Origin of the sequence: Streptomyces radicis (genome assembly GCF_003626575.1) — a bacterium.
Taxonomy (GTDB): Bacteria; Actinomycetota; Actinomycetes; order Streptomycetales; family Streptomycetaceae; genus Streptomyces; species Streptomyces radicis.
In genome coordinates this window covers 131,763-144,102 of sequence record NZ_RBDY01000016.1, presented here as the reverse complement: position 1 = coordinate 144,102, position 12,340 = coordinate 131,763, and the positions used below count along the sequence as shown (strand labels likewise).

Genomic DNA, 12,340 nt, shown 5'->3' with positions numbered 1-12,340 from the left:
GCATCGCCATCGACCAGGGACTTCGCTGGTCGATCTGGCGGCGTGCGCATCAGGCAGAGGCACGACGGCACCATTTCCGAAGACGACTACGACTCCAGATGATCAAGATCTAGCCCTGTAGTACTAGCGGCCGGGAGGGACGCGCGGCGGTCAGGCCGGAGCGGCGGCGAGGTGGTTGATCTCGGCGGTGACCGCGATGCGCGGCGTGGGCACCTTCCCGCGGGCGACCGTGAGCATCGCGGCCCCCACGGCGTCCGTCGTGGTCGTGTGGCGCGGGAACAGGCGGCGCAGCACGGGGTAGAGGGGACCGAGCACTCCGTACAGCAGGCGGTAGGCGCGCGTGGCCGAGCGGGCGCCGCGGCGCGGCTGGATGTAGGCGGGGCGGAACGCCGAGACGCGCAGACCCGTGGCGTGCAGGTCCTCCTCGGCCCGGCCCTTCACCCTGGCCCACATCGTGCCGCTCGTCGGGTCGGCACCGGCCCCCGACACGTAGACGAACGCGAGCCGGGGGTTGACCTCGGCGAGCGCGCGGGCCGCGGCCAAAGGGTAGTCGCGGGTGATCTCGGTGTACCGCTCCTCGGAGAGCCCCGCGGAGGACACGCCCAGGCAGAAGAAGCAGGCGTCCGCGCCCGCGAACCGCTCGGCGACGCCGCCGTAGTCGGTGAAGTCGTCGTGGACGACCTCGCGCAGCTTGGGGTGGCGCACCGCGAGGGGGCGGCGGACGACGGCGGTCACCGTGGTGACATCGTCGGCGTCCAGGGCGGCCAGCAGCGCCCCGTGTCCGATCATGCCCGTCGCGCCGAAGACGACCACATGCATGGGGATCCCTTCCCGTGCCGTTCCGGAGATCTCTCCGGAAGGAAGTCCCCTCAACGTACTGGAGAATTCTCCGGTACGCCAACCGGCCCGGCGAGAAGAGACGTTGACGGCACTCCGGCCGAGCCGGTCACCGGCGGCCGTGCGTTCCGACGAGGGTCGCGAAGTCGGGGGCGAGGCGGAGCTCGACGGTGGTGAGCGCGGGGTGGGTGAGCCAGTGCTCGCGGGGCGGATCGGGGTGGAAGCCGGGGGTGAAGTCGTCGATCAGCAGGGTGCCTTGAGGCGTGAGCAGCTCCTCGGGGTCGGCCGGCGCATCGCCGGGGCGCTTGCCCTGACCGCCCCCGTCGAGGGCGAGCAGGTCGAACGGGCCATGGGCGACGATCTCGCGCCACTCGCCGCGGAGCACGGTGACCCGGGGGTCGTCGTCGAAGAGGTCGGCGGCGATCCGGGCGAGCACGGGATTGCGTTCGACGCTGACCAGGCGGACGTCCGGTCCCGCGCCCGAGGCGAGCCAGGCGAGGCCGACGCCGCAGCCCGTGCCGGTCTCGCCGATCGCCGTGAGGGCGCCCGAGGCCAAGGCCTTTAGCAGACGGCCCTGTTCGGGGCGGCAGGAGTGGGCGAAGCCCCGCTCCCCGGCCACCGTGACCGCGCGGGCGACGAGGGGCGGCAGATCAGTGACACCCAGGTACGCGTCCGTTCCGTGATGCGACATGGGGGAATCATGCCGCGGGTCGCCGCGGGCGGATCAGTGCGGGACGAGCGGGCGCCAGTACTGCTTGGGGGGCTCGTCGCGGATCACTATGCCGAGCTTCTGTATCTCCGCGTGCAGCTCGGTGATGTCGTCCTTCCGCTTCCTCTTCAGGGCCGATTCGCGGGCTTTCAGAAGGGCGTTGGCGGCCGAGGGGATGTCGGGGGTGTCGGGGACCCAGCGGCGGTAGAGGTCGGCGTGCGGGTCCCCGTCGGGGTGCCAGGGGTATCCATGGGCCCTGAACCCCTCGGCCAGGGCGGAGCGCTTCCCCTCGAACTCCTCCCGTATCAGCTCCCTGGTCTCCGGGTCGAGGATGACCAGTCGCTTGCCGTCCACGAAGGCGGTCCCGACATCGGCCCGGGGGATGCGCCGGCTCCGGTCGCCCTTGTCGATCCTGATGTCCTTGTCGGAGAGGGTGACCTTCAGGCACTCATGGACCAGGAACAGCCCTCCGAGGAGGCCCAGGACGAGTCCTGCGCCGCCGAGGGCGAGGGCCACCCAGCCCCCCTCCAACTCGGCGATGGCGGCCAGCGGTCCCGGCAGCGGGAGCCAGGGCCGGTCGTCCGCCCAGTCCGCGATCGACGGCAGGGCGAAGCCCAGGGGCGTCGCCACCACGGGGGCGCCGACGATGATCAGGAGCCGGTCCCCGAGGGACAGACCCAGCTCCGTTGTCTCGCTTGACCTCATGGGATCACGGTAGGTGACCGGTGTGGCACCGCACATCTGACGAAGGTCTGGAAAGCGCCTGCCGAAGGTCAACTTTAGTTGTAGGGTTCGCGGGTGCCCCTCCCTCTCCTCGCCCATGACCACGGCGCGGTTCGCGAAGGCCCCGTGGTACTGCTGCTCCACTCCACGGTCTGTGACCGGAGGATGTGGGATCCACAGTGGCGGATCCTGCTGGACGCGGGCTTCCGCCTCATCCGCTGCGACTTCCGCGCCTTCGGTGACACGCCGCCCGGCGAGGAGCCCTATCGCGACGCCGACGACGTGTTGCGGCTGCTGGACGCGCTCGATGTGCGGGAGACGGCGGTCATCGCCTCGTCGGGGGGCGGCCAGGTGGGGCTCGAGCTGGCGGCGCGCTGGCCGGAGCGGGTGACGTCGCTGCTGCTGCTCGCGACGGCCCAGCCCGGCCGGGAGAAGTCGGAGGCGCTGCGGGAGTTCGGCCGTCGCGAGGACGAGCTCCTCGAGGCCGGTGACCTCGACGCCGCGGTGGAGCTGAACGTCACGACGTGGCTCGGCCCCGAGGCGGACGGCAACACCCGGGCGATGGTGCGGATGATGCAACGCCGAGCGTTCGAGGTGCAGTCGACCGCCCCTGATGTCGAGGACGTCGACGTGGAGTTCGATCTGAGCGCGATCAAGGCGCGGACGCTCGCGGTGTCCGGGGCCCACGATCTCCCGGACTTCCGGGAGATCGCGGCGGGCCTGCCTCAGGTGGTGAGCGGTGCCAGGCACCTCGAGCTCCCCTGGGCCGGACACCTCCCCAGCCTCGAACGCCCCGCGGACACGGCTCGTTTGATGCTGGACTTCATGACCGCGTGAGCGGTCCCCCGGCGAACGCGGCCCATGCGGCGGGCGAGACCGCAAGGCCGGGGCGTGCGGTGTCCTTCGAGTCCCGGACGTGGACGGCGTGGACGGTGCGGACGCCGACGGTCCCGGCACACGCCGCGCCGCCGAGGCCGGACTTCCGCCAGGAGACGGCCACTTCGAGACAGTTGCCGCCGGAGTCGGTGCTGTAGCTGCTCTTGAACCAGGCCAGTTGACCGTTCATAGATCTCCTGCCAAACATGCGATCAGGTGCACGGACTTCTCAGGGTCGAGTCCTGACCGCAGCATCCCATATCCGGGCAGACGGGGCGCCGCCCTTGGCCGAATCGCCGCCGGGGCGGCCGGGGTTCGACGTCCGGGCGGCGGCTCACCGCGCGTCGGCGGGGCGTTCCCCGACGGCCCCGCCGCCCGGCCCCTCGCCCCGGGGTGAGAGCAGGGCGAGCAGGAGGCCGTTCAGCTCGGACGCCTCCCGCTCCCCGAGGTCGGCGGCGATCTCGCGCTGCACGGCGCCCTCCGCGTCCAGCGCCCTGGTGAGGTGGTCCGCGCCGGTCGGGGTGAGGCACAGGATGTGCTCGCGGCGGTCGGCGGGGTTGCGGTCGCGGCGGATGAGGTCGCCGGTGTGCAGGTCGTCGACGGCCGCGACGATGCTCGGCCCCGCGACGCCGAGTGCGGCGGCGAGGCGCTCCTGTGTGCAGGGCTGGGCGACGTCGAGGGCGACGAGCATGGCGACACAGCGGGGCTCGATGCCGTGGGCGCGCAGGCCCGCCTCCCGTCGGCCGCCGAGCCGCCAGGCCACCCGCGCCAGCAGGAACCCCGTGCGCGCGGTGACCCGCGCCGGGAGCGCGGCGGCCAGGTCGGGGACGAGCGACCTCAGCAGGTCGCCGAGCCGCCGACGTGCCGCGGGCGTGGACAAGGGCGCGTGCAGGGCGCGTTCGGCCCGGTCGGTCGCCTCGTCCATCCGCGCGAGCTCGGCCGCGCCCGCGTCGGTGAGGCGGAGGGCGTAGCGCCTGCGGTCGGCGGGGTCGCGCTCCCTGCGGACCAGGTCGGCGCCCTCGAGGCCGTCGATGAGGGAGATCATCACGGTCCTGTTGACCTCGAGGCGGGAGGCGAGGCGCGCCTGGGAGTGGGGCCCCTCCTCGGCGAGCAGGGTCAGCACGGTCAGCTCGCGTGGCCTGCGTCCCCGGGGCAGCTGGGCCAGGGCGAGGCGCTCGGCGCGGACGGAGGCGCGGCGGGCCAGGAACGCGGTGAAGCCGACGAGCCGGGGGTCGATGGCGGGCGCGGCGATGTCGGTCACGGTTCGGAGGTTACCAAGCAGAGCAGATAATTAGGTACATTGACGATTAGGAGAGCGGACCCTTAGGGTCGCTGCCATGTTGCTGACGCAGAGGTGGTGGACCCTGGTGGCGGTGGTCGCCGGGGTGTTCATGCTGGTGGTCGACATCACGATCGTGAATGTCGCGCTCCCCGAGATCGGCGACGACTTCGACGCGTCGCTGTCCGGATTGCAGTGGGTGGTCAACGCGTACGCGCTGGCGCTGGCGGCCGGTCTGGTGACCGGGGGATCGCTCGCCGACCTGTGGGGGCGCAGGCGCATGTACGCGGTCGGGGTCGGCCTGTTCACGGCGTGCTCGCTGCTGTGCGGCCTGGCGACGGGGCCGTTGTTCCTGGCGCTCGCGCGGGCGGGTCAGGGGATCGGCGGGGCGATCCTGTGGGCGACGTCGCTCGCGCTGCTGAGCGAGGCGTTCGCGGGCGGCGACGGCGCGCGCCGGCGCGAACGGGGCATGGCCTTCGGCGTCTACGGGGCGGTGGCCGGGGGTTCGGTGGCGGCGGGGCCGCTGCTCGGCGGGCTGCTGACCAGCGGCCTGAACTGGCGCTGGATCTTCTTCGTCAACGTGCCGGTGGGCCTCGCCGTGGTGGCGGTGACGCTCGCGAAGGTGGCCGAGTCGCGCGGCCCCGCGGCGGTGCGGCCCGACTGGGCGGGGTTCGCGGCGTTCGGAGGCACGCTCGTGCTGCTGGTGTACGGGCTGACGGAGTCGTCCGGCGGCTGGGGGCGGCCCTCGGTGGTGGGGTGCCTGGTCGGCGCGGCGGTGCTGTGCGCGGCGTTCGTGGCGGTGGAGGCACGGCGGCGCGAACCGATGCTGGACCTGCGGCTGTTCAGGACGCCGACGTTCACGGGCGGTCTCGTCGCGGCGTTCGGGCTGAGCGCGTCCATTTACTCCCTCTTCACCTTCCTGGTGCTCTACTTCCAGGACGAGCTCGGTTTCTCCCCCGCCGAGACGGGGGTGCGCTTCCTGGCCCTCACGGCGGCGATGTTCGCGGCCTCGACGGTGGCGGGGCGGCTCGCGGGCGCGGGGTCGGCGCGGTGGCTGATCGGCGGCGGATTCGGTCTTGTCGGGGTCGGGGTGCTGCTGATGGGCGGACTGGTGGAGACGGAAGGGGGGTGGACGCGGCTGCTGCCGGGGATGCTGGTCGCGGGGGCGGGCTCCGGCATGGTGACGGTGTCGCTCGCGGCGACGGCGGTGGGCGTCGTGCGGCCCGCGCAGGCCGGGATGGCGTCGGGGATCAACGCGACGGCGCGGCAGATCGGGCTGGCCACCGGGATCGCGACGCTGGGCTCGGTGTTCGCGGCGCGGACGGCGGACGGCGGGTTCGTCGACGGGTTCCGGGTGATCCTGTGGGTGGGGGGCGGGGTGGCGCTGGCGGCGGGGGCGGCGAGCGTTCTGCTGATCCGCGCGCGGGACTTCGTGCAGGCTCCACCGCGACAGCCTGGGCCCGCGGGGGCGTCGGCGGCGGAGACGCCCGGTGCCGCGCGCGCCACGGACTCCGCGGGCCGCGGGGCGTGACCGCCCGCCCGTGAGGGGGCTCAGTCCTGGGTGAGGCCCTTGCGGTCCTTGCGCGGCTTCTTCCGCGTGCCCACCCCACCGAACATCGCGAAGCCACGGATGACGATCCTGGGGGCGCCCGGCCTGCCTCGGTTACGGCCGCTCTTGCCGAAGCCGCCGAAGATCCCGAAGCCCTTGACCTCCACCTCGACGTCGTCGGGGACGACGATGTCGGCGCCGCCCCACAGGGCGACGACCGTGATGGCCGTCTCACGCGACGTCAGTTGGGCCTCGGTCAGGTCGATCCCGCCCCCGCCGAACATCGACCACGCGGTGAACTTCGCGGGCACCACCCAGTGACCACCCCTGTCGTAGCCGCCGAAGATGGCCACGGCGGCGCGGGAGGTGGGCCGTTCGTCGACGACGCGAGGCTCGGGGAGGTCGCGGGTGGCCAGCTCGAGATCGCCGCGCGTCCTCGCCTCGTACACCTGGGACAGCCGCCCGTCCACGTCGGGCAGCCGGATGCGGCCCTCGGCCGCGGCCTCCCGCACGCGCTCGGCGGCGCGGTCGCGCTCCCCGTCGGAGGCCAGCAGCTCTCGCTCACTCATGCGCGTGATTGTCGCACGGCGTGCGGGCGGCGGGACCGCCGTCGGCCGAGGCGTTCACAGGACCGTGCTGTCGCCTCCCAGGATGGAGGGCGGGGCCTCGGGGAGAAGCGATTGCAGCTCGATGTTGATCGAGCGCAGGCGCTCCTCCTCGCCGGTGTCGCGGGCGCGTCGGCCCTCGGCGATCAGGCGGGCGGCGCGTTCGGGATAGCGCATGGAGGACTGGTGGGCGGCCAGGTTGTCGAAGACCAGAGGTTGCAGCACGCCCGAGCGGTCGAGGACGCGCATCGCGTGCTCGCGGAGGCGGTCGGTGCGCTGGCGCAGCAGATCCGCGTCGCGCGACTCGATGGCGCGCTGGATGTCCCGCTCGTAGAGCGGGAGATCGGCCTTGTCCGACTCGCTGCCGTGGGCCGCGATCAGGTCGCGGACCTCGGTGACCACCGCCTCGGCCTGGCGGACCAGCTCGGGCCAGGCCAGCTCGTCCTCGACCGCGTCGAGGGCGAGCCGCAGGTCGAGCAGGCGGCTGTTGGCGCGGCCCGACTCGGAAGGGTCCTGGCGGGCGGCGTCCACCGCGCGGTCGAGCTCACCGTCGAGGTCCTCGTCCACGACGCGTTGCAGCAGCAGGTCGGCGACCGGGCTGTCCACGTCGCGTCCGCGCTCGGCGAGCTGGGCGAGCCTGGCGCGCTCCGCACCGGCGTCCATCTCCAACTCGCGGGTGTCCACGACCGGTTCGCTCAGCAGGCTGACCGTGGTCTCGAAGACCTCGTCGAGCAGCGGCACGAACGCGCTGACCTTCACCAGCCGCGAGGCGTCGATCTCCACGGTGAGCCGGACCTCGCTGCCCGCGGGCACCGCCCGGCTGACGCGGTCGGCGCCGACCTCGATGGAGCCGATCGTGCGGTTCCGGTCGGCGCGGGGCCGCTCGCCCTCGAGGACGGGGATGCGGATCAGCCCGCCGCCGTGACCCCGGTCCACCGTGACGGTGGTGCGCAACGGGGTGGTGCGCCGCACGGGCAGGCGCGCGCCGCGCTCGACCAGCCCGCGCACCTGGTTGTCGGCGAGGGCCACGCCGATCGCGTGGGTGAGCATCGGCTCCGTCTCGACGGCGCCGACGGTGTAGCCGAGATGGTCGGGGGTGACGGGCCAGCGGGTGCCTGAGGCGTCGGTGACATGGACCCGGAAGACGTTCCGGCGCCCCGGCTCGGCGCGCAGGACGCTGGTGAAGTCGCCGCGTTCGGAGACCGGGACGCGTCCGCTGCGCCAGGGCGGGTCGGACTCCTCGTTGACCAGCTCGACGGCCAGCCCTTCGGTGGGGGCGCCTTCCGTGCCGGTGACGCGGCCGACCACGACGGGGTCGAGGTCGGGGCTGACGCGCGGGTACTCGGCGCGCAGGGAGAACGCGCCCGCCCGCGGGGCGGGTGCGGACCAGTCGGCGGGCAGCGGCTGGGCCCCGGCGAAGACGGCGGCGCCGCGCGCCACGACGGTCATCGGGTCATGGCCGAAGTCCAGCGGGATGCCGAGGCCCCTGGCCGGGTCGGCCAGGCGCTCGCGGAGGAACGGCATGGCGGTCTGGCCGCCCACCATGATGGTCTTCTCGATGTCCGCGGGGCCCACGCCGAACTCCTCGAGCGCCGTGCGGCAGAGGTTGATCGAACGGGCCACCAACGGCTCGGCCAGCGCCTCGACATCGGCCCGGCTCAGCTCGTGGTCGAACTCGAAGCGGCGCCCCGTGTCGTCGGCGAGCTCGACCAGGATGTCGGCCGTGGGGGCGCGGGAGAGGCGGATCTTGGCGGTCTCGGCCGCCTGCTTGAGGGCGGCCACGGCCCCGAGCCAGCGGGGGTTTCCGCGCGCGAGCCCGGCCAACTCGGGAACCTGGCGGACGGCCTCGGGGATCAGCAGCTCCTCGACGATGCGCCAGTCGATGAGCTTGCCGCCCAGGTAGTTGTCGCCGCAGTGCCCCACCACGGAGAACTCGCCGTCCCGCAGCCGGATCACGGCGGCGTCGAACGTTCCGCCGCCGAAGTCGTAGACCAGCCACATGGCGTTCTCCTCGGTCGCCTGGAAGCCATAGGCGTGGGCGGCGGCGGCCGGCTCCTGGAGGAGGCGGGTGAAGGTCAGCCCCGCGAGCTCGGCGGCCCGCTGCGTGGCCTCGCACGGGCCGAGGCCGAAGGCGGCGGGCACCGTGATGACGGCGGCGCGGACCTCCTGCTCAAGGCGGGCGGCGACGTCGGCGCGCAGCGAGGCCAGCACCTCGGCGGAGAGCTGCTCGGGGGTCAGGGTGCGGCCCGAGGCGGGAAAACGCTTGTCCTGACCGGCCGTTCCCATCCTCAGCTTGAACTCGATGCAGGTGTTGTCCGGGTCACGCTCGCTGCGGTCCCTGGCGGCGCGGCCCACATAGAGGCGGTTCCTGCGGTCGATCCAGACGGCGGACGGGGTGGTCTCGTCGCCGTCGTTGTTCTTGATGACCTCGGTGTGGACGCCCCGCAGCACGGCGACCGCGCTGTTGGTGGTGCCCAGGTCGATGCCGACGTCGATGGTCCCGCTGCTCACGTGGGGGTGTCCTCGCTTTCTGGCTTCGGTTCTTCGGGCTCGGACGGCTTCTCCTCCCGGGACCGCGCGGGCGCGGGGCGCGGTTCCTCGGGCGGGGTGCCGACGATGACCTCACCCAGGGTCAGGGCGCTGCCGTTGAGGTAGACGGCGGGGCGCAGGGTCTCGATGACCTCGTCGCGCTCGAGACCCGGCGTGGGCTGGTAGGCGAGGACCCGCATGCGCAGCCCGGGATCGAACGGCGTGCCCTCGTAGGAGCGGGTCTCGAGCCCCGCCTCGGCCAGCGTGTCCGCCAGCGCCTGGGTGTGCCTCCTGACGCCCGGGGGCGTGTCCTCGGTGGCCTCGACCTTGTTGCGCAACCTCCATGCGGCGGTGGCGATTTCGGCCAGCGCGTCGGCGTCGAGCGTGACCGCTCCTGGCGGTTTCTGGGACATCACACCTCGTTCGTCGGTCGGAATCGGACGGGATGGGGCAGGCTCGGACAGGCTCGGACGGGGCTCGATCAGCCTTGCGTGAGGCTGTAGATGAAGGCCGCAATGGGCCCGAGCACCAGCAGCAGCGCCCCCAGGCAGCCGAGCGCGACCTTGACCCGCTCACCTCCCGTGAGCACGGCGCGCGGCGGGCCCGCGCGCCCCGAGAGCGAGCCGACGACGTCGATGTTCTGCTGGATGATCCTGCGCACCTCATGGCTGCGGGCGAACCGCCGGGCGCGCTCGTAGAGCGGAAGCGCCGCCCGGGCGTTGGCGGTGGCGTTGAAGTAGAGCGTCACCAGCTGGCAGACGGCGGCGGCCAACGCGTCGCTGGCGCGGTCGTACTGCGGGTCGTCGGGGTCGGGGCGGTAGCGGCGCAGCTCGGCGAGGCGGGGCTCGGACGCCGTGAGCAGCTGCTCGGCCATCTCGATGCCGCTCCTGGCGGCCCGGCGGTCGGCGCCGACCAGGGCGTTGCAGTGGAGGATGACGGCGTCCGCGAGCAGGACGGCGATGTCACGCTCGATCGGGGCGCGGACATGGGCGGTCGCGGCGATGTCATGGGCCCGGCGTAACGTGTCGGTGGCGCGGGCGAGATCGGGGGCGCCGCCGTCGGCGGTGCCGTGGCGGCCCTTGTTCACGGAGGCGACCACGCGCTGGTGCGCGCCGGAGGCGACAGCGTCCGCCGCGCCCTCGACGACCGGGTGGGTCGGGCCGAGCACGACGCGCAGCACGCGCAGGTCGTCCTCGGCCCCGGCGACCAGCTCGGCGGCGGAGGCCGCCAGGGTCGCGTGGTCGTCCGTGGGGGTGGCCGCGTGGTCGATGAGGAGCCGCACGGCCGAGGCGATGGTGGCGGTCGCCTCGGCGAGGACGGCCGTGGCCGTGCCGTCGGGGGCGAACTCCCCCATGATCTGCACATGTCGGCGCGCCGTGGCGTCGCCGCCCCTGGCGCGGGCCGCGTCGACGGCCGGGCCCGCGTGGATGGTCAGCAGCACGGCGGGCAGCGCGTCCCTGACGACGTCGCCGGTGACGCCGCGCAGCCGGGGGTCGGCCAGGGCCGCGATGCGGGTGTCGAGCCAACGCCAGCAGCTCTCGTCGTCGAGGGCCAGGCGCCAGTAGCGGTAGGCGCGGCGCCAGTCGTCGGGCCCGCCGGTGGTGGACTCGAGGACCGAGGCGTGGTGGAGGACGGCGAGGTTGTGCAGGGATATGCCGCGCAGCTCGTCGCCCGGCCGGCCCCGGCCCCCGCGCGCCGGGGCGGCGGCCGACTCCCAGACGGCGGCGGCGGCCCCGAGGTCGAGCCCGTCGGTCTCGGGGAGCGGCCAGAGCCAGAACAGCTCGTCGGCGACGCGGCGGAGCGGGTCGTCCAGGCGGCGCAACGCCTCGCGCACGGCGGCATGGTCGGGGCGCGGGTCGAGGGCGAGCCAGCCGACGCCGGGCGACGCCGCGGCGCCCAGCGCCTCGGCCGCCCTCAGCTCCGCGCCGCGGCGCCGGACGGCGCGCGGCGTCGCGGTCACCGGAAGGCCGCTCACCCGGAAGGCGTTGTGCCGGTAGAGGTCGCGGTCGGCGGACTCGGCCAGCCATGGCAGCGCCCCGACATGGGCCATGAATTCCCCCCTGAGCTCGGCCTGTTGGCTCGGTGTGCGGCTGGGTCGGCGGGTGCGGCGGTGCGGCGGATCCGGTCGTCGGCGGGCGCGACGGGTGGGCACCGTTGACGGAAGTGTCGCAGTGTTCCGCCGGGAGGGGTCCCCCGTCCGGCGGCCCGTCCGGGACGCGAGCCGGGCGCGCGCGCCGTCGGGCTCCGGGGCGCGCCCCTCCGAACGGCCGTGCGGCGAAGGAGAGTTCGGCGGCATGGCGCGATGCCGCGTGCCACGGTGTGCCCCCGCTCCCCCATGCGGTCCATCGTGGTCGCGCCGCGGCCGGTTGGCAATCGCCCCGCGCGCGGCGGATCGGCCGACCGGGCGCGGAGGTCGCGTCCCTCGCGGGGCATGGACAGCTGGGCCCCGCTCCCTACACTCCACGCCATGAGACCACGCATGCTCTTACCCGTTGCGGGGGCCGCCGCGCTGGCCTCCCTCGTGCTCGCGCCCGTGGGAGCCGCCCACGCCGCCACGGACGCCCCGGTGTCCCCGGTGTCGCCCGTGTCGCCCGTGTCGCCGGTGCTGATCGGCGACCTGACGCTGTCGACGTACGCGACCGTGGTGGGCCCGGACGCCCCCGCCGCCGACGCGTATGTCCGCATGGAGCGCCTGATCGGCGGAAGCCCCACGCAGAGCTGGGAGTTGAGGGATCACACGGACGGCGGGACGGCCGTCGTCAACGAGTCCACGGGCAACTGCCTGACGGCGACCCGGCTCGGGATCGGGCCCTGGGTCGAGCAGCGGGCCTGCGGGGGCGGGCCGCTGGAGAGCTGGGACATCCGGTCGGGCGATGACGGCACGGTGTTCGTCAACCGGGCCACCGAGACCTGCCTGGCGCAGCCGCCCGCCATCGCCCCGCCGGGACAGGACAACCGCCTGTCGGCGGTGCCCTGCGACGGGGGCGCTGAGCAGCTGTTCGGGCTGGTCGTATAAGGATGCGCGCCAGGGGCTCGCGCCCGGAAGGGGACGGACCGCGCCCGGCCGTACGCGGGGAGGCGGGAGAGTCGGGGCGGTCCGTCGGAAGGCGTCCTCACCTCTGCCCTGCACAGCGGAGGTAACGGATCGGCCTCTGTGCCGAGTCTGCCGGAGTCCCGGGCGAAGTCCATCGCCGAACGGACGGTTTCGGTCGCTTTCTGTGTCCCGTCAGCTA

At 73.8% G+C, this 12,340-nt stretch carries 12 protein-coding genes; 3 read left to right on the top strand and 9 right to left on the bottom strand.

Translation table 11 applies throughout. The features are described from left to right. Window positions 1-150 precede the first annotated feature (150 nt). The 3 genes from D7318_RS20535 to D7318_RS20525 all read right to left on the bottom strand — a co-directional run bounded on the left by D7318_RS20535 (window position 151) and on the right by D7318_RS20525 (window position 2,251). Window positions 151-819 (bottom strand): NAD(P)H-binding protein, encoded by a 669-nt coding sequence (locus D7318_RS20535; RefSeq protein WP_120698587.1) that lies wholly within the window; start codon window positions 817-819, stop codon window positions 151-153. A 127-nt stretch (window positions 820-946) separates the two neighbouring features. Further along, window positions 947-1,528 carry an O-methyltransferase gene (locus D7318_RS20530; protein ID WP_120698586.1) on the bottom strand — a complete coding sequence of 194 codons (582 nt, stop codon included), beginning with the start codon at window positions 1,526-1,528 and terminating at the stop codon, window positions 947-949. Between the two features lie 33 nt (window positions 1,529-1,561). Continuing rightward, complete coding sequence (locus D7318_RS20525; RefSeq protein WP_120698585.1) at window positions 1,562-2,251, bottom strand: YqeB family protein; 690 nt, start codon at window positions 2,249-2,251, stop codon at window positions 1,562-1,564. 93 nt (window positions 2,252-2,344) lie between these two features. Here D7318_RS20525 and D7318_RS20520 point away from each other — a divergent pair, with 93 nt between their 5' ends. Beyond that, complete coding sequence (locus D7318_RS20520; protein ID WP_230423928.1) at window positions 2,345-3,106, top strand: alpha/beta fold hydrolase; 762 nt, start codon at window positions 2,345-2,347, stop codon at window positions 3,104-3,106. On the opposite strand, the gene D7318_RS20515 is transcribed toward D7318_RS20520, so the two are convergent. Together D7318_RS20515 and D7318_RS20510 are read right to left on the bottom strand one after the other, a co-directional pair. Then, window positions 3,093-3,335 (bottom strand): DUF397 domain-containing protein, encoded by a 243-nt coding sequence (locus D7318_RS20515; RefSeq protein ID WP_120698584.1) that lies wholly within the window; start codon window positions 3,333-3,335, stop codon window positions 3,093-3,095. The genes D7318_RS20520 and D7318_RS20515 overlap by 14 nt on opposite strands. Before the next feature lie 144 nt (window positions 3,336-3,479). Continuing rightward, window positions 3,480-4,406 (bottom strand): MarR family winged helix-turn-helix transcriptional regulator, encoded by a 927-nt coding sequence (locus D7318_RS20510; RefSeq protein WP_120698583.1) that lies wholly within the window; start codon window positions 4,404-4,406, stop codon window positions 3,480-3,482. Between the two features lie 76 nt (window positions 4,407-4,482). Between D7318_RS20510 and D7318_RS20505 the strand changes: the two genes are divergently transcribed. Then, window positions 4,483-5,955, top strand: coding sequence for an MFS transporter (locus D7318_RS20505; protein WP_220729724.1), 1,473 nt, complete (start codon window positions 4,483-4,485; stop codon window positions 5,953-5,955). Window positions 5,956-5,975: 20 nt separating this feature from the next. Here D7318_RS20505 and D7318_RS20500 read toward each other — a convergent pair whose 3' ends face one another. The 4 genes from D7318_RS20500 to D7318_RS32920 all read right to left on the bottom strand — a co-directional run bounded on the left by D7318_RS20500 (window position 5,976) and on the right by D7318_RS32920 (window position 11,157). Beyond that, window positions 5,976-6,542 carry a DUF1707 SHOCT-like domain-containing protein gene (locus D7318_RS20500; RefSeq protein WP_120698582.1) on the bottom strand — a complete coding sequence of 189 codons (567 nt, stop codon included), beginning with the start codon at window positions 6,540-6,542 and terminating at the stop codon, window positions 5,976-5,978. A gap of 54 nt (window positions 6,543-6,596) precedes the next feature. After that, window positions 6,597-9,089, bottom strand: a complete 2,493-nt coding sequence (locus D7318_RS34620) for an Hsp70 family protein (protein WP_120698581.1) — start codon at window positions 9,087-9,089, stop codon at window positions 6,597-6,599. After that, a complete protein-coding gene (locus D7318_RS20490; protein WP_120698580.1) occupies window positions 9,086-9,520 on the bottom strand; it encodes a nucleotide exchange factor GrpE in 435 nt (144 codons plus the stop codon). The genes D7318_RS34620 and D7318_RS20490 overlap by 4 nt, the downstream gene beginning before the upstream one ends. A gap of 68 nt (window positions 9,521-9,588) precedes the next feature. Then, window positions 9,589-11,157 (bottom strand): hypothetical protein, encoded by a 1,569-nt coding sequence (locus tag D7318_RS32920; protein WP_183091530.1) that lies wholly within the window; start codon window positions 11,155-11,157, stop codon window positions 9,589-9,591. Between the two features lie 417 nt (window positions 11,158-11,574). Between D7318_RS32920 and D7318_RS20480 the strand changes: the two genes are divergently transcribed. Further along, window positions 11,575-12,123 carry an RICIN domain-containing protein gene (locus tag D7318_RS20480; protein ID WP_183091529.1) on the top strand — a complete coding sequence of 183 codons (549 nt, stop codon included), beginning with the start codon at window positions 11,575-11,577 and terminating at the stop codon, window positions 12,121-12,123. Window positions 12,124-12,340: the final 217 nt, after the last annotated feature.

Bases quoted from the DNA above. Each gene is read 5' to 3' on its own strand.
- D7318_RS20480 (WP_183091529.1), top strand. From the start codon at position 11,575: ATGAGACCACGCATGCTCTTACCCGTTGCGGGGGCCGCCGCGCTGGCC.
- D7318_RS20505 (WP_220729724.1), top strand. From the start codon at position 4,483: ATGTTGCTGACGCAGAGGTGGTGGACCCTGGTGGCGGTGGTCGCCGGG.
- D7318_RS20535 (WP_120698587.1), bottom strand. From the start codon at position 819: ATGCATGTGGTCGTCTTCGGCGCGACGGGCATGATCGGACACGGGGCG.
- D7318_RS32920 (WP_183091530.1), bottom strand. From the start codon at position 11,157: ATGGCCCATGTCGGGGCGCTGCCATGGCTGGCCGAGTCCGCCGACCGC.
- D7318_RS20530 (WP_120698586.1), bottom strand. From the start codon at position 1,528: ATGTCGCATCACGGAACGGACGCGTACCTGGGTGTCACTGATCTGCCG.
- D7318_RS20525 (WP_120698585.1), bottom strand. From the start codon at position 2,251: ATGAGGTCAAGCGAGACAACGGAGCTGGGTCTGTCCCTCGGGGACCGG.
- D7318_RS20515 (WP_120698584.1), bottom strand. From the start codon at position 3,335: ATGAACGGTCAACTGGCCTGGTTCAAGAGCAGCTACAGCACCGACTCC.
- D7318_RS20500 (WP_120698582.1), bottom strand. From the start codon at position 6,542: ATGAGTGAGCGAGAGCTGCTGGCCTCCGACGGGGAGCGCGACCGCGCC.
- D7318_RS20490 (WP_120698580.1), bottom strand. From the start codon at position 9,520: ATGTCCCAGAAACCGCCAGGAGCGGTCACGCTCGACGCCGACGCGCTG.